Genomic DNA, 20652 nt, shown 5'->3' with positions numbered 1-20652 from the left:
CGCGCGCGCTTTCATCTCTTTTTTTCCAGACGCGATGATGCGCAATCATGAACAGGCCCGAGAATGGCGCGGATATGAGTAAAGCTAAGCCAGCAACCCAACCCGGAAGTAAGCTAACAATTCCAACAAATACCCAATACCACGCGAAGAGTATCGCAAGTCCAACCCACCGACGGTGACGGCTGGAAAACGAATAGGACCAGTCATAATACTTAGCGAGATATATGCTGAACAGGTACAAGTCTTACCACCGATTCCAAAAACTGGAATTCCGTTTCTGGATTAGGTCTAAGGTTTTGTCTCTTTGCAGCCTATCTCGCACTTGAAAAGCACCGGGCCGCAAAAATTCGAGCCCAGCAACGAGTAGTCCCGGCAGAAACAAAATTGCTGAGACTACAAAAGCAATCAAGACTGCTGTCGATGAACTTTCCCACACCCAAGATACAAGTGTTGGTGGAATAAACACCGCGAAAAACAAACATATGAACCAAAGAAGCGGCTATTTGGAAACCCTAAGCTTCCACCAATCACGATATAACGTCAGCCAGTCGTCCAATGATCTCTCTACCGCGACAAACCACCATGCAAGTTCGGCATATCCAATGCCGCAAACCCATAATGACGCAGCCACCGCAAATCTGAATCAAAGAACGCCCGCAGGTCGGGAATGCCGTATTTCAGCATCGCCAGACGGTCGATACCAATACCAAACGCAAAGCCCTGATAGACCTCGGGGTCGATCCCACCGGCGGCGATCACCTTGGGGTGGACCATGCCGGAACCCAGAATTTCCATCCAGTCGTCGCCCTCGCCGATCTTCAACTGACCGTTATCCCAGGAACAGCGGATATCGACCTCGGCCGACGGTTCGGTGAAGGGGAAGTGCGAGGCGCGGAAGCGGAGCTCGACGTCGTCGACCTCAAAAAACGCTTTCACAAACTCTTCCAGAACCCATTTCAGGTTTGCCATCGAGATGTCCTTGTCGATGGCCAGCCCTTCGACCTGATGGAACATCGGCGTGTGGGTCTGGTCATAATCGGCGCGGTAGACGCCGCCCGGACAGATCACGCGGATCGGCGCGCCCTGCAGTTCCATCGAGCGGATCTGGACCGGTGAGGTATGCGTGCGCAGCACATGCGGCGGGCGGTTATCGCCCTCGGCACGGTGCATGTAGAACGTGTCCATCTCGGCCCGTGCAGGGTGGTGGCCGGGGATGTTCAGGGCGTCAAAGTTGTGCCAGTCGGTCTCGATCCGCGGCCCTTCGGCCACCGAGAAACCCAGTTCGGCAAATATCGCGGTCAATTCCTCGGTCGCCTGGCTGACCGGGTGGATCGAACCATGGCGGCGCGCGCGAGTCGGCAGGGTGACGTCCAGCCATTCAGTGCGCAGACGCTCATCCAGCGCAGCATCGGCAAGCGCAGCCTTCTTGGTGGAAAGCGCCGAGTTGATTTCATCCTTCAGGGCGTTCAGTGCTGGGCCTGCGACCTGACGCTCTTCGGGGGTCATCTTGCCCAACTCGCGCATCTTCAGCGCGACTTCGCCTTTTTTGCCCACGGCAGCGACTCGGATCGCCTCAAGTGCGTTTTCATCGCCCGCATCGGCGATTTGGCCCAGATATTTTGCCTTAAGATCGTCCATGACGCCCTCTGAATTTAGTCGCCAACCTGCTATCGGCCCCGCCCCGCGAATGCAAGCGGGACGGTGGGGATCAATAGCTGTATTCGGGATAAATCCGGGTCAGATCGCCATTCCAGTCGCCATTGTAGTGATCCAGCAACTCATCTGCGGGGACCTTGCCCGTATCGATGCTGTCCTTGAGCGCGTTGAGGAAATGCGTCTCGTCCTGTACCAGACCACCCGCACCAGGGCGTGCGCGGGACGCAAGTCCGGCTTCGGCAATCGAGACCACTTCGCGCGCCAAATCATGCATGTTGATGTTGCTAACCTGCGCTTGCAGACCATCCTTGGCAGCCTCGACCCGCAGGGCTTCGCGCGTCTCGGCATCCCATCCTTTGACCAGATCCCACGCGGCATCCAGTGCGGTTTGGTCATAGGTCAGACCGACCCAGAAGGCAGGCAGAGCGCATAGGCGACGCCATGGGCCGCCATCGGCTCCGCGCATCTCCATGAATTTCTTGATCCGCGCTTCGGGGAAGGCCGTGGTCAGGTGATCTGCCCAATCGGACAGAGTCGGCGTCTCACCGGGCAGTGCAGGCAGTTTGCCCTGCAGGAAGTCGCGGAAGGACATGCCCAGCGCGTTGATATATTGCCCGTCGCGATAGACGAAATACATCGGTACATCGAGCGCATATTGTACATAGCGTTCGAACCCGAAGCCCTCTTCGAACACAAAGGGCAGCATGCCCGTCCGTGCATCATCCAGATGTCGCCAAATATAGCTGCGCCAACTTTTCTGGCCGTTCACCTTGCCCTCAAAAAACGGAGAGTTCGCGAACAGCGCAGTGGCTACCGGCTGCAATGCCAGCGCGACACGCAGTTTCTGCACCATGTCTGCCTCGGACCCAAAGTCGATATTGACCTGAACCGTGCAAGTGCGCCGCATCATCGCGCGGCCCATGGTGCCGACTTTTTCCATGTAGTCGTTCATCAGCCGGTAACGGCCCTTGGGCATCAACGGCATTTCGTCATGGGTCCAGATCGGGGCGGCACCCAAACCGATAAATCCTACGCCGATCTCATCAGCTATATCCTTCACCTCACGCAGGTGGATATTCACCTCATCGCAGGTCTCATGGATCGTCTCAAGCGGGGCACCCGACAGCTCCAACGCGCCACCCGGCTCCAAGCTGACGTTCGCACCATCCTTCTCAAGCCCTATCAGATGCCCGGCTTCGCGCACCTCGGCCCAACCATGACGGTCGCGCAGGCCTTCCAGCACAGCCACGATGGACCGTTTGCCTTCAAACGGCAGCGGTTTCAGCGTGTCTTTGCAATAGCCGAACTTCTCATGCTCGGTGCCAATGCGCCAATCATCCTTGGGCTTGCAGCCCGATTCCAGATATTCGGCCAGTTGCTCATGGCGTTCGATCGGTCCGCCGCCGGACTGGGGGATGGACATGTTACCCGTGCTCCGATCCTGATATGTCTGTCTTGAAGGTCAGTCCTGAGCGCAAACCGCGCCAGTGTCAATGCAGCCTGAGATGAGCCGGGCGCGAGGGCGTCCGTTCCCAAATCACGACAGGATGCGCTGATCCACCGTTGAGTTCCGACAGCATTTGTTCAGTTTTCAACCCTGGCAGGCTCGAAAACACATCAAACAGAGCCTCAGCCCCTTCGGCGTTCACCGGAATGTGAAGAGTCGGTTGCCCCGGCTGATCCAGAACCCAAAGAGCTGGGCGCGCGGTTGGATCCAGCGCAAGTCGTTCGATTTCGCGCGCAGCAACGATCCCGCCATCTAAAGGGCCAAGATAAGTGATCTGACCTTCATCGATGGTCACAACGCCCGGACCACCTGCACCGGTGCGAAAGCGCGCACGCTGTAATCCGATTACGGCAAGAGCAATCGAAACGACCACCAGAATCCAACCCAACCAGCCCAGCAATCCACCCGGTCCGTTGATCCAACTCAGGCCCAGCAGCAGGACAAATCCAGCAACCAGCACTTCGCGCCAGCGCCACATGGCCAGTTTGGCTTCTGGTCGGATGAAACTCATGCTGTGTCCTCCGGGTTTGTGAACAAGATCAGCGAGAAATAACCCGCTGGTTGGAACCCAATAGCCATATAAGCACGCGCGGCGGAATCGGAAGCGGCAAACAGAACTGAACGGGAAACTCCAGCGCCCCGCGCCTGGGTCAAATGCAATGCGATAGCGAGACGCGCATAACCTCGGCCACGCAATTCGGGGGGCGTGTAGACCCCTCCGATCTGTACGATCTCGGGCAGGCGCGCATTGAAGCCTGTCATGGCGACGGGCCGATCGTTGATCAGAAGAACCCGGTGGGAATCGCGCGTGCAATAAGCTTCGAAATCTTCGCCTGCCTGTGTTTTCGCCCTGTCAGGAGCAAAATCCATAGCCTCGATCAGATAGTCGCGCCGCCAGTTCTCGGTGATTGCCCTGTCGACTTCATCCAGAGGAACCAGACGGGCGCCCGAAACGTCTGGCATGCGAAGCTGATCCAGCTCCAGCGAAAACCCCGGCTCATCACTGTTAAGCGTCGCGGGTCGGTCTTCCCAGCCGCCAAGTTTCATGAGCCGCCGCGCCTGCGTGGCTTCCGAGGCTATGCCAAACAGAGCGTGCCCTCGGATCAGGCTTATGGCCTCAGCAAGCTCATCATCCGAACAGTTCGGGCATTGTGACAGGATCATACCTTCGTTTGTGATGGCAAAGACAGCGCGAAACGGATCGCCAAGCACCCAGGCTTTCAACGACCGGGGATGCAATTTACGCAGACCGAAATCTCGTAGATTAGCCAACGGAAACATGGATGTCTGGATGTGCTGGGACAGAAATGCGTGAATATCCGGCAGGTCCGTTTCCTGTGCCGGCCGCCACATCAAGACCAATCCCCCAGTGCCTGCTGCCACATGGTCATCGCAGCAACAGCGGCCGTATCGGCACGCAGGATACGGGGGCCGAGGCTGACCACATGAGCATGGGGCAACGCCTTCAGTCGCTTGCGTTCTTGGTCGGAAAAACCACCCTCTGGGCCAATGAGGATGGCCCATGGCTGACCTGGTTCGTTTTCGGCCAATCGCAGGGCCGAGCCAACCTCGGCCTCGTCACAGAACATCAACTGACGACCTTCAGGCCATGCATCAAGCACGCGATCCAGTCGCTGCAATTCAGTGACCTCTGGCACGAAGGTCCCGCCACATTGTTCCGCTGCTTCCACCGCATGCGCTTGCAGCCGATCCTGCCGAATACGCTCGGAATTGGTGAACCCTGTCTGTACCGGTATAATCCGCGCAGCGCCCATTTCAGCTGCTTTTTCAACGATGAAATCGGTCCGCGCCTTTTTAATCGGCGCAAAAAGCAGCCACAGATCGGGCGGCAGTTGCAGCGGCTTCGTTTGCTCTGCACAGGTCAGTAGGCCGCCGCGTTTGCCCGCCTCGGCGACATCGGACAGCCACTCTCCATCCTGCCCGTTGAACAGGGCAACCTGCCCGCCAACCGACAAGCGCATGACACCGAACAGGTAATGGGCCTGTTCGCGCGTCAAAGGAACCGATTGCCCCGGACCTAAAGGGTGCTCTACATACAGTCTGATCTTCGCAGTCATGAGACCCTACATATGCAAGGCAATGCCCCAACACCAGACGGTCAGGTCGCTGATGCCGCGACCGGCAACTGGGTCGACACGTACGCACCCACCTTTGCGCGCCCTTACCTGCGGCTCAGCCGGGCTGATCGGCCTATTGGCACATGGTTGTTGCTGATTCCCTGCTGGTGGGGTCTGGCACTGGCCATCCTTAGCGACGGGCAACCACGATGGGAGGATCTTTGGATCGCCATCGGTTGCGCCATCGGAGCTTTCCTGATGCGCGGCGCGGGCTGTACGTGGAATGACATCACCGATCGGGAGTTCGACGGAAAGGTCGAGCGCACCCGCTCGCGCCCAATACCATCGGGTCAGGTCAGTGTGCGTCAGGCGGTGTTCTGGATGGTGTTGCAATGCTTGTTGGCACTGGCGATTCTTCTGACTTTCAACCAAGCCGCCATAGCCATGGGTGTTTTATCGTTGCTTCCCGTCACGATCTATCCATTTGCGAAACGGTTTACTTGGTGGCCACAGATTTTTCTGGGGTTGGCCTTTAACTGGGGCGCATTGCTGGCATGGGCAGCGCATACTGGCACCGTGGGCTGGCCCGCCATCATGCTCTATCTGTCAGGCATTGCCTGGACCCTGTTTTATGACACGATCTATGCCCATCAGGATGCCGAGGACGACGAACTGATCGGAATCAAATCCACTGCGCGGCTGTTCGGAACCGATACCGCGCGTTGGCTCAAATATTTTCTGATAGGAACGGTCAGTCTGATGGGACTTGCGATTATCGATGCGGCATTGCCGGTGGCGTCGGTCCTTGCATTGGTCGTTGCGCTTGGCGGGCCTTGGGCGATGGGATGGCACCTTGCCTGGCAATTGAGGGGGTTGGACACGGAAGACAACGCCAAATTGCTGCAACTGTTTCGGGCCAATCGCGACACCGGCTTGATTCCGCTGATCTTCCTCTGCGTCGCCCTTTTGCTCTGATTGCACCTCCGTGATGGGCTCTGTATGAGTCCGGAACAAACCGCCCGAGGAGTTTCGATCCCACCTATGCGCATGCCTTACGCTCTTGCTGTTGCGTTGATCTTTGCGGTGACCGCCGTGCTGTCTCTGGTGGCGGCGAGCTATGCAGTGACAAAGATAGAAGACGCATCGGAGTTTGCAGTACGCCGGGCTTTGAATCTCAAGGGCCATGACTGGGCCGAGGTCCAGTCCGATGGGTTGCGTGTTGTATTGACTGGTACTGCCCCGGATGAAGCTACCCGGTTCAACGCACTGACCGCCGCCGGGACAGAAGTTGATACCTCGCGAGTAATCGATGAGATGGAGGTCGCGCCCACCGCCGACCTGACCCCGCCCCGTTTTTCGGCCGAGATATTGCGCAATGACAGCGGCATAACAATCATCGGCCTCGTGCCCGCGAGCTTGGATCGCGACGACCTGATCGACAGATTGCAGCGACTTGATCAGAACTCATCCGTTTCTGATCTGATGGAAAGCGCGGACTACGCCGAACCCAAGGGATGGGATCAAGCCATAGATTATGCGATCGAGGCACTTTCTGGCCTGCCCCGTGCCAAGATTTCCGCCAGCCCTGGATTGGTACGTATCACCGCCATCGCCGATAGCCAGCAGGAGAAAGACAGGCTGGAACAAGACCTGAGCCGTGCCGCACCGCCCGGACTGCGAATCGGCCTTTCCATCTCGGCGCCCCGCCCCGTTATCACGCCGTTTACGCTCCGCTATCTGATAGATGAAAACGGCGGACAGTTTGATGCCTGCTCTGCCCAGAGTGAAGACGCGCGGGAGCTGATCGTCGCCACTGCGCGCGAGGCTGGTTTGACCGGGCCATATTCCTGTACAATCGGGCTGGGGGTTCCTTCGCCTCGCTGGTCTAATGCTGCACAGCTAAGCATCTTGGCACTGGCCGAGATTGGACAGGGGTCGGTCACCATGTCGGATGCCGACATCACGTTGGTAGCAGCCCAAGATACCAGCCCCATCTTGTTTGATCGTGTTGTGGGGGAATTGGAAAACGCGCTTCCCGACGTATTCGCCCTTCATGCAGTACTGCCCGAACCCGAGCCCGACGATCCCGCTGGACCGATTGAATTCAACGCCACCCTCAGCCCTGAAGGTCTGGTGCAGTTGCGTGGCCGTGTCAGTGACGAGACCTTACGCGACATGACCGACAGTTTCGCCCGCGCCGCCTTTGGATCAACGCAGGTTTACACCGCCACCCGTGTGGTTCAGGACCTGCCAACCGATTGGCCCGTTCGGGTTCTGGCCGGGCTCGATGCCTTGTCGCATCTACACAACGGAGCATTGACTGTAACGCCAGACGACGTTTCGCTGACAGGGGTCAGCCACGATCCCGATGCAAAGGCGCGGATCGCTGGATTGCTATCGGACAAGCTGGGCGATGCTCAGGATTTCAACCTGTCGATCACCTATGTTGAACCGCCAGCGCCTCAAGATGCGCTGCCAGATCCGGAGGTTTGCGAAGAACAGATCGCCGAAGTTCAAAGCAATAGTAAAATCGCCTTCGAACCAGGGTCGGCGACAGTCGCCTCCGACTCGCGCGATGCGTTGAATCAGATCGCGGATATCCTGCGCGAATGCGGCCCGATACGATTGGAAATACAGGGCCATACCGACAGTCAGGGTCGCGAGGAAATGAACCAGCAACTCAGCCAGGCGCGTGCGCAATCTATCCTGAACGAACTACGTGGTCGGCGTGTCCCGACCTCAAGCTTTTCGGCGGTCGGATATGGCGAGACGCAGCCAATTGCCGACAATGACACCGAAGAAGGCCGTGAATTAAACCGCCGCATCAAGTTTCATCTGATCCGGCCTGAACCTGTGCCAGATACCGAGACCGGGCTTGAAGCCGTAGAAGCAGAAACACCCGACGCCGAAGCCCAGGATGCAGGCTCAGAGGACCAATAAAGTGAACAGAATCGAATTCGTTATCGCCACCGCTATCATCCTGTTTGCTGCCTTCTGCATGGGCTGGTTTGCGAACTGGCTGGCACATCGACTGTCGCGCGTCCGTCAAAGCGACGTGGCTGATCTGGACCGCATGAGCCAGGAGTTGCACGAGGCCGAGGAAACGCGCGATCAAGCAATCACCTATCTGCAGCAACGCGAAGCGGAGCTGACCAACCAGCTAACGCAAACCGAAGCCGAACTGAGTGCAGCGATGGAGGGATTGCGTGCTGCGCGGCAGGAAGCCGAAGAATTGCGCGGGGGGATCAACAACGCCGACTGATCGAATTACCAGCGGGTCAAAGCGTCTTCGTCTTCGTCCTTCGCAGCAACCCATTCTGCGCCGGATTTGGTGATTTCTTTCTTCCAGAAAGGCGCGCGGGATTTAAGGTAGTCCATCAGAAACGTTGCCGCTTCAAACGCATCCTTGCGATGTGGCGCAGCAGTGGCAACCATCATGATCCGATCGCCCGGGGCAAGGCGCCCGTGGCGGTGAATCACCAGAACATCCCCAAGCGACCAGCGATCCATTGCATCTTGCGCAATCTTGGTCAGCGCACGTTCGGTCATTCCGGGATAGTGCTCAATCTCTATGACATCCAGATCGCCAGAGTTCAGATCGCGTACTACGCCGGTGAAAGTCACGATGGCCCCGTTGGCAGCGTCTCCGGCTGCAAAAGCATTGGCTTCGACCCCCAGATCAAACGGAGCCTCTTGTACAGCGATCCGCATCTTAGCCACCCGTCATGGGCGGGAAGAAGGCGACCTCGCGCACCCCGGTCAATGAGGCGTCAAAATCCGAAAGCTCTTGATCCAACGCTACACGCAGCGCGGAGAGGTCCGCGAACGCAGCGGCATAGCGATCTTCGCGTGCGCTGAGTTCAGCGACCAGATCGTTCACAGTGGCAGCTTCGGTCTGAACTTTCTCTTTAGGCAGACCGATGCGTTCACGCACCCAGGCGAAATACAGCACGTCCATTGCTTAGCTCTCCTTCAGGTGGGGCATGGCTTTACGTAGGTAGTCATAGCCGGTGATCAATGTCAGCGTCGCAGCGATCCACAGCAGCCACAGACCAATACGGCCAGACCAGAACATGCCTTCAAGATGCCAGCGCATGTGGCCCAGATCCTCTACCTGCCCGGTCAGCACTTTATCTATGGTCGTGGCGTCCATGCCGAACGTGGCCATCACGAAGTGGTGTTCGAATATGCCCTGCGAAAACAGGATCGCGATTGCCACCATCTGTGCCGTCGTTTTCCACTTGGCCAGTTTCGTGACCTTCAACGTCCCAGCCACGTCACCCAGATACTCCCGCAGACCTGAAACAAAGACTTCACGAAACAGGATGACCGTTGCGGGCAACACCAGCCATGGCGTCCAGTGCTCGGTCGAGTAGCCCACCAGGATCATCAACGCGATCACAACCATCGCCTTATCAGCGATTGGGTCCAGCATGGCCCCGATTTTGGTTTCCTGTTTCCAAGCCCGCGCAAGATAGCCGTCGAACCAATCAGTGATGGCCGCAGTCAGGAACAGGATCAGCGCAAACCAATCCGCATAGGGGCGCGTGAAATACAGAAACATCACGGCAAGACCCGGCGCGGCCACGAGGCGCAGGACGGTCAGAATATTCGGCAGGTTCCATTTCATGGCTTGGACCCTACATCGCCGGCCCGGGACATAAAAGATGAGGTCGCGAAAAACTCACAGTACACAAGCGTTTGGCACGTGGCACGTCACAGAGTCGCAACAGTAGAGAAGTCTTCAGATTCATCTTGGCATCGCAGAACATTGAAGTCAGATTGGCGGATGGTCCGACCTGAAAGTACCTGAACCCCACATGACACCGCATATCCAAACCGACCCCCGGTCGAACCTGATTGGTAGCGCCTGGATGATCGCCGCCATGGCTTTGTTCGCGATCGAAGACGCGCTGCTAAAAGGCGCATCGGCTGACTTGCCGATCTGGCAGGTTTTGCTTCTGTTTGGCACGGGCGGATCAATGATTTTTGCCTGCGTCACAACCTTACGCGGCGGGTGGTTATTCCATCCCGATGTCTTGTCTCGGCCCATGAAAATTCGCGTCTTTTTCGAGATCCTCGGACGGATGTTCTATTTGCTGGCAATCGCTCTGACGCCACTCTCATCTGCGACAGTGATTTTGCAGGCCACGCCGCTGGTCGTGGTTGCTGGTGCGGCGCTGTTCTTTGGGGAAACCGTCGGCTGGCGACGCTGGAGCGCGATTGCAATTGGTCTGGTCGGTGTCGTCATCATCATCCGACCAACAGGCGATAGTTTTACGATGCTGTCACTTCTGGCGGTGTTCGGGATGTTGGGATTTGCGGGTCGCGATCTGGCGAGCCGCGCCGCGCCCGCGACACTGGGTGCAGACGTGCTGGGGTTCTACGGGTTCCTCTCTGTCGTGGTTGCTGGGATCGCCTATAGATTCTACGAGGGCGCGCCGATGGTAGCCATGACGGGCACCACAGGTGCCTACATTGCGACTGCAGTGGTGATTGGGACGATGGCCTATGCGTCACTCATGAAAGCGATGCGGACAGGCGAAGTTTCAGCTGTGACGCCCTTTCGATACTCCCGACTACTGTTCGGGATCGGGCTGGGTGTATTCTTGTTCAAAGAGAAATTGGATCAAACAATGTGGATTGGCAGCGCCCTGATCGTGGCCTCCGGTCTTTATATTCTCTGGCGCGGGCGAAGAGCCTAACCCTTGTCGTGGAAGAAATCATAGACTTTCTGCGCCAGCCCGGCTGAGATACCTTCGACAGCTTTTAGGTCTGCCAAATTGGCTCGGCTTACAGCTTTGGCACTGCCAAAATGAGCCAACAGAGCACGTTTGCGAGCGGCTCCGACACCGGGAATTTCATCCAAGGGCGTAGCACCAACCGCTTTGGCCCGTTTCGCACGGTGCGTCCCGATGGCAAAGCGGTGGGCCTCGTCCCTCAGGCGCTGGACGAAGTACAATACGGGGTCATTGCGTTTCAAGGCAAAGGGGCGTTGGCCGATGCGATGAAACTCTTCTTTACCATGGTCGCGATCCACGCCTTTGGCGACACCGATCATTGGAATATCTTCAACCCCATGCGCCTGCATGATCTCGTGCACAGCACTCACCTGTCCGGCTCCGCCATCTATCAACAGCAGGTCAGGCCATAGCCCCTTATCGCGATCCGGGTCTTCTTTTTGCAGACGAGTGAAACGGCGGGTCAGGACCTCTTTCATCATGCCGAAATCATCACCCGGGGTCAGATCGTCGCCACGAATGTTGAACTTGCGGTAAGCGTTCTTCATGAACCCTTCAGGACCTGCGACGATCATGCCCCCTACTGCGTTAGTTCCTTGTATGTGAGAGTTATCGTAAACCTCGATCCGGTTCGGCGGTGCGTCCAGATCAAATGCCTCGGCCACACCCCGCAGCAATTTGGCCTGCGTGGCACTTTCTGACATCCGTCGGGCCAGTGATTCACGCGCATTGCGTAAGGCACCAGCCACCAATTCCTGTTTCTCGCCACGCTGGGGCACATTGATTTCAACCTTACGGCCGGCTTTTTCGGTTAGCGCCTGTTGCATCAGATCGGCGTTTTCGATTGCATCAGACAGGATCAACTGACGCGGCGGTTCCTTATTGTCGTAGAATTGCCCCAGGAACGCCTCCATCACCTCTGCCGGAGACACGTCCGCACCAACGCGCGGATAGAAGTCCTTATTCCCCCAGTTTTGACTGGCGCGGATAAAGAACACCTGTACGCAGGCCTGTCCGCCGTCCATATACAGGGCGATCACATCCGCCTCAGCCACACCGCGCGGGTTGATGCCCTGGCTGGTCTGAACCTGCGTCAGCGCCCGGATTCGGTCGCGCAGACCAGCGGCGCGCTCGAATTCCATGGCCTCGGACGCGGCCATCATCTGATCGGCCAAATCTTCCTGCACCTTGGTGGATCTGCCAGATAGAAACCGTTCGGCGTCCTTTACGCTTTCACGATAGACCGCATCGGAAATCAGCCCAACACATGGCCCAGAACAACGCTTGATCTGGTAGAGCAAGCAAGGCCGCGTGCGGCTATCAAACATTGAGTCAGAGCAATTCCGCAGCAGGAATGCTTTCTGCAACTGGTTCAGCGTCCGGTTTACGGCTCCAGCACTGGCGAATGGTCCGAAATAGGCGCCTTTTTCCTTCTTGGCCCCGCGATGCTTCTTGATCTGCGGAAATGCGTGATCCTTTGCGACCAAAATATTCGGAAAGCTCTTGTCGTCCCGCAGCAGCACATTGTATTTTGGCTTGAGCTGCTTGATCAGGTTTTGTTCCAGCAGCAGTGCCTCGGTCTCTGTCCGCGTAGTCAGGAACATCATCGAGGCAGTCGCTGCAATCATCTTCTCGATCCGGCCCGAATGCCCGGGTCGCGTATAGTTCGACACCCGTGCCTTCAGGTTGCGCGCTTTGCCCACGTACAGAACACGACTGTCCGCATCCAGCATCCGGTAAACACCCGGCGAACTGTCCAGCGTTTTCACATAGCGCTGAATGCAGGCATAGCCGGTGGCTTGTGTTGATGAATCGGGGTCGGTGCTGGCTGTCATGGCTCTGAGATATGATTCTCTGACCATGGCTGCAATCTTGACGCCCTTAGATCAAGAGAAAACAAATCCACGACTTCTGTGGATAAGTATGCAGATAACTTTTGGGGCATCGTGATTTTCCCTTGAATCATTGCCTATTCGTTGATCTGCACAAAAAATAGGCAGTATTTTAACTGTTTGTTTTCAAACGATACTTTTTCTAGTGTGAGACAAGTGTATGAAAATTAAGACATTTTTGTAACGTGCATGTAACGTAAATGAGAGCGGTGCAAAACTTACCGCAGTTTTACCTATTCTACGCCCAGTACATCCGGCGTCTGCCAGCCAAGATGCTGCCCGCCATCCACGCACAAAAGCTGACCGGTGACCGAATGCGCATCCAGAAAATAGCCAAGCGCGGCAGTGATATCTGACGGATTCGCGCCGCGTTTAAGAATCGTGTTCCGGCGTTGAGCGTTAAAGTGCTTTTCGCTTTGTCGATGACCCTGCATCGTCGGTCCCGGGCCGATTGCGTTTACGCGGATCGCAGGTGTCAATGCCTGAGCTGCGGTTCGGGTCAGGGTCCATAGACCCATCTTGGCGATCGTATACGACATGAATTCGGGCGTCAGTTTGCGTACGCGCATGTCCACCATGTTCACGATCAGACCCACTGCCTGGGGCTCACCCTGTTCATCCAATGTCGGCTGCAATCCCTGTGCGGCCATGGCCTGCGTCAGAACAAATGGCGCGCGCAGGTTGCTGTCGAGGTGGCGATCCCAGCTGTTGCGAGTAGCGGAATGAATATTGTCATATTCAAAGATCGAGGCATTGTTGACGAGGCAAGTTATCGGCCCGCCAAGCGCCTCGGCCGAGCGGGGCAGCAACGAGCTGACCTGAGCTTCGTCAAGCAGATCTGCCTGCAGAGCCACTGACTTTCGCCCCAGCGCTTGCACTTCATTCACTGTTTCAAGCGCTTCCCGTTCCGAGCTTGCGTAATGCACAGCCACATCCATCCCGCGCCGCGCCAGGTATAGTGCCATCGCGCGGCCAAGACGTTTTCCCGCTCCGGTCACCAGTGCTTGTGTCATGGGCTCTCTCCCCAGGTCTGATCAGGCCAGAAGGCTAACCACATAGATCACATAAAGTAGCGTCAGGACCAAACCCCAGACCCGCGTGATGTCCTTTTTGAAGAAAACAAACGGGACCAGCAAAAGCGATGCACCCAGCATCACCCAGAGATCAAAGCGTAGAAACTCAGGATCAACCGGGATACGCCCAAACAGAGTTGCGATACCGACAATGGCCAGCAGATTAAACATGTTCGATCCGATAACATTGCCCAGCGCCACATCTGCCTGCCGACGCAATGCCGCCATGACCGTAGTCGCCAGTTCCGGCAAGGATGTGCCAACCGCGATCAAGGTCAGGCCGATCACAGTTTCGCTCACGCCATAGCTCTGGGCGATGATGGTTGCATTGTCGACCAGCAAATGGGCACCCATTGGCAGACCGATCAGGCCCAGGATCAAATAAACTGCTACCTTCCAATAAGGCATGTCGGGGTCTGCTTCCTCCAGACCGTCCAGTTCGTCGTCATCAGCACAGGCTTCACCACAGGCTTTGCGGTGGGCATGCGCCTCGCGAAAGGCATTGGCGAGAACCAGAGCCAAAGCTGCCAGCAAGATCGCCCCACTGAGCAGGTTAAAGACCCCGCAAAATGCCAACCCGATAAACAGAACCGAAGCGAGCAACATGAAGATATAGTTTTTTCTGCTGTCACATTCGCTTGTGTGCAACGTCGCCAAAAGCGCCGGAAGCCCTAGGACCAACAGAATATTCGCCGTGTTCGACCCCACCACATTGCCTAGCGCTATCCCCGGCGCATTTTCTTTGATCGCACTGATCGCGATCAACAATTCAGGTGCCGAGGTGCCAAAGGCAACAATCGTAAGGCTGACTATCAGCGCAGGCACACCCAATCTCAGGCTGAGGTTCACGGCCCCGCGGACCAGCGCATCACCTGCCAACAGCAGGATTAGCAATCCAAGGCCAGAGAACAGCCACGCGCTCATCCACGGCCTCCTGTTTCACAAGGACAGGGGCCCTTACCGATCCGAAACCGCCCGCAACGTGGACATTTTGCAGAACTCAACCGGTTCTGACCCGGAAAGCGGAGCTTTCCGAACATCGCCAGAACACCCATGGCAACCAGAAACAGTGTGACTATTTTGATGATCACGTCACAACCCGAAACGCGCGTAGGCAGCACGCTCCTCAAGCCCGGCAAAGGCATCCTGCGCAATCGTCGCCCCAAAACGGGACCAGATCGGTTTGCGCAGGCCGTAACGGCGGAATTTGACCTTATCTCCAAACTTCTCCTGCATTTTGGGCTTCAGATGTGCAATCCCGTCGATCAATCCCAACTCTTGCGCACGCCGCGCCAGCCAAACCTCGCCATTGAACAGATCAGCACTGGTATCCAGCTTGCCGTCTCGGCGAGACTTTACGTGATCAATGAAATTCTCGTGGATATCGCCCAGCAGCACTTTGAGCCGTGCAACGTCGTCTTTCTTTTCGGGGGCAAACGGATCGAGCATCGATTTCGACTGACCCGCTGTGTGCACACGTCTTTCAAAGCCCTGGCGTGCCAGAAAAACATGCGCGCCGAAGCCAGAAGAGATCACGCCTATCGATCCCAGAACCGAACTGTCATCGGCCCAAATCTCATCTGCCGACGCCGCCAGCCAGTATCCGCCTGAGGCGGCCACATCTTCGACGAAGGCATAGACCGGAATATCAAGCTCTTCCGCCAGCCGCCGGATACGCGCACCAATCAATGAGCTTTGAACAGGCGATCCACCCGGAGAATTGACCTCAAGCGCCACGGCGGCAGGCTTGCCTTTGCGAAAAGCTTTTTCCAGTACCGGCGCCAAGGCGGTGGCATTCATCGACCCGCGCCCAGCCATTCCGATGGCACCGGACAGGCGAACAACGGCCACCATGGGCTGCTTTTTCAAGAAGGGCAGGCTGAGTTTCATGGAAGCCGATGTAGAGGGCGCCGAGGCTGTAAACAAGAGACCCGAAGCGCCATAAACGCGACGTGAACCAATTTCACACACCTGATGGGCAAAAATGCAACGCCCTAGCTACGGATGCGCCAGCCGGTTTTGAAGATCCAGCCGATGATTGCAAGGCAGATTCCGGTAAAGGCAAGTATGGCCAGAAGGCTCCAGAAAATGGGTACATCGGCGATTCCGTAGAATGACCAGCGAAAACCTGAAATCAGATACACCACGGGGTTGAACAGCGTGATCGTTTGCCAGAGGGGCGGCAGCATTGAGATCGAGTAGAACGTGCCGCCCAGAAAGATCAGGGGCGTCACGACAAGTTGAGGGACCAACGACATCTGCTCAAAATTCCCGGCCCAGATACCCACGATAAAGCCCAGCAACGAAAAGCTGAGACAGGACAGGATCAGGAAAGCCGCCATGGCAAAGGGGTGTTCTATGCGTATATCGACGAAGAACGTCGCAGTGGCCAGAATGACAAGGCCGACGAAAAGCGCCTTTGTTGCCGCGGCACCCACATATCCGATCACAATCTCAATGAAATTGATCGGCGCCGACAACAGCTCATAAATCGTGCCCAGAAACTTCGGAAAATATATGCCGAAAGATGCGTTCGAGATCGACAGCATCACCACAGATAGCATGATGAGACCCGGTACGATAAACGCGCCATAGGACACGCCCTCAATCTCTTGAATGCGACTGCCGATCGCGGTGCCAAACACCACGAAGTAAAGCGAGGTCGACAGCACTGGCGACAAAAAGCTCTGTGCGAGCGTACGGAAGAACCGGGCCATTTCGAACCGGTAGATTGCGGCAATTGCAGACCAGTTCATGCGGGCTCTCCGGATACGAGGTTAACGAATATCTCTTCAAGGCTCGACTGACGGGTCTGAACGTCGCGCAATACCAGACCAGCCTGCGCCACATCATTGAGAAGAGTGGTGATCCCGGTACGATCGGCATGGGTGTCGTAAGTGTAGATCAGCGAGTCTCCGGCCCCATTCAAAGTCAGGTTATGCTCGGACAAGCTTTCGGGAATGGTCGATACAGGCTCGGTCAGCATGACCTCGATCTGTTTTTTACCCATCTGCGCCATCAATGTGTCCTTATCCTGGACCAGCAAAAGCTCACCCTTATCGATGACGCCGACACGGTCGGCGATTGCCTCGGCTTCTTCGATATAGTGGGTGGTCAGGATGATGGTGACACCGGCCAGTTTCAACTCGGCCACGATCTCCCACATGTCCTTACGCAGTTCGACATCGACGCCAGCGGTGGGTTCATCCAGAAACAGCACCCGTGGCTCATGTGCCAGAGCCTTGGCAATCAATACGCGGCGCTTCATGCCGCCAGATAACTCCTTGATTGAATTGCGGCGCTTGTCCCAAAGGGACAGCTTGCGCAAAATCTCTTCGATCCGGGCATTGTCAGACCCGTGGCCGAACAGCCCTCGTGAGAAGCGAACAGTATTCCAAACCTTCTCGAACGGCTCCAGCGCGATCTCCTGCGGCACCAGTCCTATCATCTTTCGCGCCGCGCGAAACTCGGTCTGGATGTCATGCCCCCCCACGGTTACCGAACCGGATGACGGAGTTGTAATGCCGCAAACGGTGGAAATCAGCGTTGTTTTACCAGCACCATTCGGACCCAACAGCGCAAGAATCTCACCTTCTTCAATGTCCAGAGACACGCCTTTCAGCGCCTCAAAACCATCGGCATAGGACTTCCGCAAATCGCGGATGGACAAAATGGTGGTCATGCATTCCCTCGTTCTGGCCCTGCAACCTATCGCGGAGGACCATCATGGAACAGTCCATTTCCGCACAGGCTCATGCGCATGCATGCAGGGGCTTAATCTCGCCCTGTCAAACGGCCTAGCCAACCCTTTTTGGTTTCTTCCTCAGCGTCATCGTCTTCCGGCTGCGACCCTTCAAAGTGCTCTTGCAGATTGGCAAAAAACTGATCCGCCATCTTCTTGGCAAATCCATCAATCAGGCGGCTTCCCAATTGCGCTAGCTTGCCCCCCACTTTGGCATCAACGTCGTAGGTCAGAAGAGTGCCACCAGACTCACTTGGCTCGAAACTTACGTTCGCACTGCCCTTGGCAAAGCCCGCGGCCCCACCCTTGCCCTCACCCGCAATGGTCAGACGTTCCGGTTCAACCATGTCAGACATGGTAACGGTGCCTTTGAAGGTCGCCTTCACGGGGCCGACCTTTTGCACCACGGTCGCATGGTATCCTTCAGTCGGATCGCCCGTGATCTCTTGTGCACCGCTGATGCAAGCTTTCAGCACTTCAGGATCCAGCAGGGCAGAATAAACTTCGGCGGGTGACGCCTGAATTTCGCGTGTATCGCTTAGCTGCATCTGAGAACCTCTTTCATACCTACGGCAGACCGACATAGACCTAGCCCTGAATTGTCGATGCAAGCAACCCAATTGCAGGGGCAAAACAAACTCTTCGCTTGCATTCGCTGCGCCACGCAGAAACGCTGCGTCGCAGGAGGGACCATGCTGAACGGAATTCGTATCATCGAAGTCGAAGGGCTTGGCCCGGGCCCTTTCGCTGCCATGCTGCTGGCGGATATGGGTGCGGATGTCATCACTATTCACCGCAAAGGATCTGCGATCACACCGGGAATGCCTGAGCGTTCCCTTCTGGACCGAGGCAAGCGATCCATTGCGCTGGATCTCAAGGACCCACAGGAATTAGAGATAGCGAAACGTCTGATCGCAACCGCTGATGCGCTGATCGAAGGCTTTCGCCCTGGCGTGATGGAAAAGCTTGGGCTGGGCCCTGAGGATTGTCATCAGATCAACCCGAAACTGGTCTATGGCCGAATGACTGGTTGGGGCCAGCAAAGCCCTTTGTCCAACACTGCAGGCCATGATCTTAACTATATCGCGCTTTCGGGGGCGTTGTCTTACGCGTCCCCACCTGGCCAACCACCGTTAACACCTGCAACGCTCGTCGGAGATATCGGCGGTGGCGCACTTTATCTGGTCGCAGGTCTGCTAGCCGGGCTTCTGAATGCCCAAAGCACAGGAAAAGGCACGGTGGTGGACGCCGCCATCTACGATGGTTCAGCCCATATGATGAATCTTCTGATGAGCCTGCGCCAGACTGGCAACCTGTCCGACACTCGGGGTGAAAGCCTGCTGGACGGCCCGCATTGGAGCCGCACTTACACGTGCGCAGACGGTGGCTTCATCTCAGTTCAATGTCTGGAGCCGAAGTTTTACGGCTGCTTTCTGGATATCCTCGGGCTTGGCGATAATGCAGAATTCGCTCGGCAATATGACCAAGCTGCGTGGCCGGGCCTGACTAAACGCCTGAGCAAAATATTTGCCCAGAAACCTCGCGATGAATGGGCGGCGCTGTTCCAAGATACAGACGCCTGCGTTGCCCCGGTCCTAAGCCCGCAAGAAGCGCTAGATCACCGTATGAACACGGCTCGCCAAACATGGATCGACCACGACGAAACACGTCAAGCCGCAGCCGCACCAAGATTCTCAACCTACGATTGGCACCCTCGATCCAGCCCAAAACGCGGAGAGCACACAGATGAAATTCTGAACGATCTCCCGCCCGCTTCATCTGGCTAAAAATATCTCGGGGGTGAATTGGCCGAAGGCCAAGAGGGGGCTGGCCCCTTAGCCCGGCTTACCGCTCGCGTACCGTATCGATCATCAGTTGAACATTCTCCGGGTCCGCCTCCGGTGTGATCCCATGTCCCAGATTAAAAATATGCGGCCCCTTCGAGAAGGCCTTAACAATTCGACGTGTCTCATCAACCAGCGCCTGACCACCCGCGACCATATGCAATGAGGCCAGATTGCCCTGCACACACCCATCGACTTGTACATTCGCAGCAGCCCATTCGGGCGACACAGAATTGTCCAGTGCGACGCAATCCACTCCGGTGGCTTTGGCGAACCCGATGTAGCCCTGATCCGCTTCGCGAGGGAACCCGATGACGGGTATGCCCGGATGCCGGGCCTTTATGGCTGCGGTAATCAAGCGGCAGGGTTCAACAGCGTATTTCTGAAACGCTTCGCCCTTCAATGATCCTGCCCAGCTATCAAAGATTTTGACAACCTCGGCCCCGGCCTCGATCTGAGCTGACAGGTATTCAATTGTCGCTGCAGTGATCCGATCCAGAAGCGCCTCGAACAGCGCAGTATTTTCTTCGCGCAGCGCATGGGCTGGCCCCTGATCCGGGGTGCCCCGTCCGGCGATCAAATAGGTCGCCACTGTCCAGGGCGCGCCTGCAAATCCGATCAATGTAGTTTCAGAAGGAAGCTCACGCGAAAGAATACGCACGGTCTCATAAACCGGAGACAGAGTTTCATGGATCGCATCAATCGGCTTCAGCGCATCAAATTCCGATTGCTGCGTGATCGTGGACAGACGCGGCCCCTCACCAGTGACAAACCATAAATCCGCACCCAGCGCCTGTGGCACCAGCAAGATATCGGCAAACAGGATCGCAGCATCAAATCCGTAACGGCGGATGGGTTGAAGGGTAACCTCGGCGGCCAGCTCGGGATTATAGCACAAGGACAGGAAATCACCAGCCTGCGCACGCGTGGCGCGATATTCGGGCAGATACCGCCCGGCCTGCCGCATCATCCAGATCGGTGGAACGTCTTGAACCTCACCCGCCAGCGCCCGCAGTATTTTCTTTGTCTCGGCCATTCGTGCCCCCAGTATTCCGGTTTGGTGCAACGGGTCGGCCCTCAGTGGCAATTTGTCAAGCTCTGCCCCCATTGTCAGGGCAA

Annotated in this window: 21 protein-coding genes; 5 read left to right on the top strand and 16 right to left on the bottom strand. The window is 56.6% G+C overall.

Annotation, left to right across the window (positions count from 1 at the left end):
* Positions 1 to 564: 564 nt before the first annotated feature.
* The 5 genes from pheS to ACR0KN_RS08055 all read right to left on the bottom strand — a co-directional run bounded on the left by pheS (position 565) and on the right by ACR0KN_RS08055 (position 5241).
* Positions 565 to 1638 carry a phenylalanine--tRNA ligase subunit alpha gene (gene pheS / locus ACR0KN_RS08075; RefSeq protein WP_480652687.1) on the bottom strand — a complete coding sequence of 358 codons (1074 nt, stop codon included), beginning with the start codon at positions 1636 to 1638 and terminating at the stop codon, positions 565 to 567.
* Between the two features lie 70 nt (positions 1639 to 1708).
* Positions 1709 to 3079, bottom strand: coding sequence for a glutamate--cysteine ligase (locus tag ACR0KN_RS08070; protein ID WP_480652685.1), 1371 nt, complete (start codon positions 3077 to 3079; stop codon positions 1709 to 1711).
* Between the two features lie 67 nt (positions 3080 to 3146).
* The gene (locus tag ACR0KN_RS08065) at positions 3147 to 3674 is read right to left on the bottom strand and encodes a hypothetical protein (protein ID WP_480652683.1); all 528 of its coding nucleotides are present in this window, start codon (positions 3672 to 3674) and stop codon (positions 3147 to 3149) included.
* Positions 3671 to 4516, bottom strand: coding sequence for a GNAT family N-acetyltransferase (locus ACR0KN_RS08060; protein WP_480652681.1), 846 nt, complete (start codon positions 4514 to 4516; stop codon positions 3671 to 3673). The genes ACR0KN_RS08065 and ACR0KN_RS08060 overlap by 4 nt, the downstream gene beginning before the upstream one ends.
* Positions 4516 to 5241 carry a 16S rRNA (uracil(1498)-N(3))-methyltransferase gene (locus tag ACR0KN_RS08055; protein ID WP_480652679.1) on the bottom strand — a complete coding sequence of 242 codons (726 nt, stop codon included), beginning with the start codon at positions 5239 to 5241 and terminating at the stop codon, positions 4516 to 4518. Before ACR0KN_RS08055 ends, ACR0KN_RS08060 begins: the two co-directional genes overlap by 1 nt.
* 12 nt (positions 5242 to 5253) lie before the next feature.
* On the opposite strand from ACR0KN_RS08055, the gene ubiA reads away from it, so the two are divergent.
* The 3 genes from ubiA (at position 5254) to ACR0KN_RS08040 (ending at position 8503) form a co-directional block, all read left to right on the top strand.
* Positions 5254 to 6216 carry a 4-hydroxybenzoate octaprenyltransferase gene (gene ubiA, locus ACR0KN_RS08050; RefSeq protein WP_170474024.1) on the top strand — a complete coding sequence of 321 codons (963 nt, stop codon included), beginning with the start codon at positions 5254 to 5256 and terminating at the stop codon, positions 6214 to 6216.
* A gap of 66 nt (positions 6217 to 6282) precedes the next feature.
* Positions 6283 to 8181 (top strand): OmpA family protein, encoded by a 1899-nt coding sequence (locus ACR0KN_RS08045; RefSeq protein WP_480652969.1) that lies wholly within the window; start codon positions 6283 to 6285, stop codon positions 8179 to 8181.
* 1 nt (position 8182) lies between these two features.
* A complete protein-coding gene (locus tag ACR0KN_RS08040; RefSeq protein ID WP_480652677.1) occupies positions 8183 to 8503 on the top strand; it encodes a hypothetical protein in 321 nt (106 codons plus the stop codon).
* Positions 8504 to 8508: 5 nt separating this feature from the next.
* Here ACR0KN_RS08040 and ACR0KN_RS08035 read toward each other — a convergent pair whose 3' ends face one another.
* From ACR0KN_RS08035 to pgsA, 3 genes are read right to left on the bottom strand one after another with little or no spacing between them, the layout of a single operon-like run.
* On the bottom strand, positions 8509 to 8952 hold the full coding sequence (locus ACR0KN_RS08035; RefSeq protein ID WP_480652675.1) for a molybdenum cofactor biosynthesis protein MoaE: 444 nt from the start codon (positions 8950 to 8952) through the stop codon (positions 8509 to 8511).
* Position 8953: 1 nt separating this feature from the next.
* On the bottom strand, positions 8954 to 9199 hold the full coding sequence (moaD, locus tag ACR0KN_RS08030) for a molybdopterin converting factor subunit 1 (protein WP_170474018.1): 246 nt from the start codon (positions 9197 to 9199) through the stop codon (positions 8954 to 8956).
* 3 nt (positions 9200 to 9202) lie between these two features.
* Complete coding sequence (gene pgsA, locus ACR0KN_RS08025; protein ID WP_480652673.1) at positions 9203 to 9871, bottom strand: CDP-diacylglycerol--glycerol-3-phosphate 3-phosphatidyltransferase; 669 nt, start codon at positions 9869 to 9871, stop codon at positions 9203 to 9205.
* A gap of 190 nt (positions 9872 to 10061) precedes the next feature.
* On the opposite strand from pgsA, the gene ACR0KN_RS08020 reads away from it, so the two are divergent.
* Positions 10062 to 10946: a DMT family transporter gene (locus ACR0KN_RS08020; RefSeq protein WP_480652671.1), complete on the top strand. Its 885-nt coding sequence runs from the start codon at positions 10062 to 10064 to the stop codon at positions 10944 to 10946.
* Here ACR0KN_RS08020 and uvrC read toward each other — a convergent pair.
* From uvrC to ACR0KN_RS07985, 7 genes are all read right to left on the bottom strand, one after another.
* On the bottom strand, positions 10943 to 12817 hold the full coding sequence (uvrC, locus tag ACR0KN_RS08015) for an excinuclease ABC subunit UvrC (protein WP_480652669.1): 1875 nt from the start codon (positions 12815 to 12817) through the stop codon (positions 10943 to 10945). The two genes, ACR0KN_RS08020 and uvrC, sit on opposite strands and share 4 nt — an antisense overlap.
* A gap of 290 nt (positions 12818 to 13107) precedes the next feature.
* The gene (locus tag ACR0KN_RS08010) at positions 13108 to 13887 is read right to left on the bottom strand and encodes an SDR family oxidoreductase (protein WP_480652667.1); all 780 of its coding nucleotides are present in this window, start codon (positions 13885 to 13887) and stop codon (positions 13108 to 13110) included.
* A gap of 21 nt (positions 13888 to 13908) precedes the next feature.
* Positions 13909 to 14871: a calcium/sodium antiporter gene (locus ACR0KN_RS08005; RefSeq protein WP_010443576.1), complete on the bottom strand. Its 963-nt coding sequence runs from the start codon at positions 14869 to 14871 to the stop codon at positions 13909 to 13911.
* A gap of 168 nt (positions 14872 to 15039) precedes the next feature.
* Positions 15040 to 15837, bottom strand: a complete 798-nt coding sequence (locus tag ACR0KN_RS08000) for a S49 family peptidase (protein ID WP_029622261.1) — start codon at positions 15835 to 15837, stop codon at positions 15040 to 15042.
* A gap of 104 nt (positions 15838 to 15941) precedes the next feature.
* Entirely contained in the window at positions 15942 to 16703 is a 762-nt protein-coding gene (locus ACR0KN_RS07995; RefSeq protein WP_010443573.1) for an ABC transporter permease, read from the bottom strand.
* Complete coding sequence (locus ACR0KN_RS07990; RefSeq protein WP_170703467.1) at positions 16700 to 17629, bottom strand: ABC transporter ATP-binding protein; 930 nt, start codon at positions 17627 to 17629, stop codon at positions 16700 to 16702. The genes ACR0KN_RS07995 and ACR0KN_RS07990 overlap by 4 nt, the downstream gene beginning before the upstream one ends.
* 92 nt (positions 17630 to 17721) lie before the next feature.
* On the bottom strand, positions 17722 to 18237 hold the full coding sequence (locus ACR0KN_RS07985) for an SRPBCC family protein (protein WP_480652664.1): 516 nt from the start codon (positions 18235 to 18237) through the stop codon (positions 17722 to 17724).
* A 144-nt stretch (positions 18238 to 18381) separates the two neighbouring features.
* Between ACR0KN_RS07985 and ACR0KN_RS07980 the strand changes: the two genes are divergently transcribed.
* Positions 18382 to 19476: a CaiB/BaiF CoA transferase family protein gene (locus tag ACR0KN_RS07980; RefSeq protein ID WP_480652662.1), complete on the top strand. Its 1095-nt coding sequence runs from the start codon at positions 18382 to 18384 to the stop codon at positions 19474 to 19476.
* A gap of 58 nt (positions 19477 to 19534) precedes the next feature.
* Here ACR0KN_RS07980 and hemE read toward each other — a convergent pair whose 3' ends face one another.
* Complete coding sequence (gene hemE, locus ACR0KN_RS07975; protein ID WP_480652661.1) at positions 19535 to 20569, bottom strand: uroporphyrinogen decarboxylase; 1035 nt, start codon at positions 20567 to 20569, stop codon at positions 19535 to 19537.
* Positions 20570 to 20652 lie beyond the last annotated feature (83 nt).

It is taken from the genome of Ruegeria sp. AP7 (assembly GCF_056539905.1).
The sequence above is the reverse complement of the archived record's forward strand: the minus strand, read 5'-3'. Positions and strand labels throughout refer to the sequence as shown.

Excerpts from the sequence above, each read along its gene's own strand:
- pheS (WP_480652687.1), bottom strand. The coding sequence starts at position 1,638 with ATGGACGATCTTAAGGCAAAATATCTGGGCCAAATCGCCGATGCGGGC.
- ACR0KN_RS08070 (WP_480652685.1), bottom strand. The coding sequence starts at position 3,079 with ATGTCCATCCCCCAGTCCGGCGGCGGACCGATCGAACGCCATGAGCAA.
- ACR0KN_RS08065 (WP_480652683.1), bottom strand. The coding sequence starts at position 3,674 with ATGAGTTTCATCCGACCAGAAGCCAAACTGGCCATGTGGCGCTGGCGC.
- ACR0KN_RS08060 (WP_480652681.1), bottom strand. The coding sequence starts at position 4,516 with ATGTGGCGGCCGGCACAGGAAACGGACCTGCCGGATATTCACGCATTT.
- ACR0KN_RS08055 (WP_480652679.1), bottom strand. The coding sequence starts at position 5,241 with ATGACTGCGAAGATCAGACTGTATGTAGAGCACCCTTTAGGTCCGGGG.
- ubiA (WP_170474024.1), top strand. The coding sequence starts at position 5,254 with ATGCAAGGCAATGCCCCAACACCAGACGGTCAGGTCGCTGATGCCGCG.
- ACR0KN_RS08045 (WP_480652969.1), top strand. The coding sequence starts at position 6,283 with ATGCGCATGCCTTACGCTCTTGCTGTTGCGTTGATCTTTGCGGTGACC.
- ACR0KN_RS08035 (WP_480652675.1), bottom strand. The coding sequence starts at position 8,952 with ATGCGGATCGCTGTACAAGAGGCTCCGTTTGATCTGGGGGTCGAAGCC.
- moaD (WP_170474018.1), bottom strand. The coding sequence starts at position 9,199 with ATGGACGTGCTGTATTTCGCCTGGGTGCGTGAACGCATCGGTCTGCCT.
- pgsA (WP_480652673.1), bottom strand. The coding sequence starts at position 9,871 with ATGAAATGGAACCTGCCGAATATTCTGACCGTCCTGCGCCTCGTGGCC.
- ACR0KN_RS08020 (WP_480652671.1), top strand. The coding sequence starts at position 10,062 with ATGACACCGCATATCCAAACCGACCCCCGGTCGAACCTGATTGGTAGC.
- uvrC (WP_480652669.1), bottom strand. The coding sequence starts at position 12,817 with ATGACAGCCAGCACCGACCCCGATTCATCAACACAAGCCACCGGCTAT.
- ACR0KN_RS08010 (WP_480652667.1), bottom strand. The coding sequence starts at position 13,887 with ATGACACAAGCACTGGTGACCGGAGCGGGAAAACGTCTTGGCCGCGCG.
- ACR0KN_RS08005 (WP_010443576.1), bottom strand. The coding sequence starts at position 14,871 with ATGAGCGCGTGGCTGTTCTCTGGCCTTGGATTGCTAATCCTGCTGTTG.
- ACR0KN_RS08000 (WP_029622261.1), bottom strand. The coding sequence starts at position 15,837 with ATGAAACTCAGCCTGCCCTTCTTGAAAAAGCAGCCCATGGTGGCCGTT.
- ACR0KN_RS07995 (WP_010443573.1), bottom strand. The coding sequence starts at position 16,703 with ATGAACTGGTCTGCAATTGCCGCAATCTACCGGTTCGAAATGGCCCGG.
- ACR0KN_RS07990 (WP_170703467.1), bottom strand. The coding sequence starts at position 17,629 with ATGACCACCATTTTGTCCATCCGCGATTTGCGGAAGTCCTATGCCGAT.
- ACR0KN_RS07985 (WP_480652664.1), bottom strand. The coding sequence starts at position 18,237 with ATGCAGCTAAGCGATACACGCGAAATTCAGGCGTCACCCGCCGAAGTT.
- ACR0KN_RS07980 (WP_480652662.1), top strand. The coding sequence starts at position 18,382 with ATGCTGAACGGAATTCGTATCATCGAAGTCGAAGGGCTTGGCCCGGGC.
- hemE (WP_480652661.1), bottom strand. The coding sequence starts at position 20,569 with ATGGCCGAGACAAAGAAAATACTGCGGGCGCTGGCGGGTGAGGTTCAA.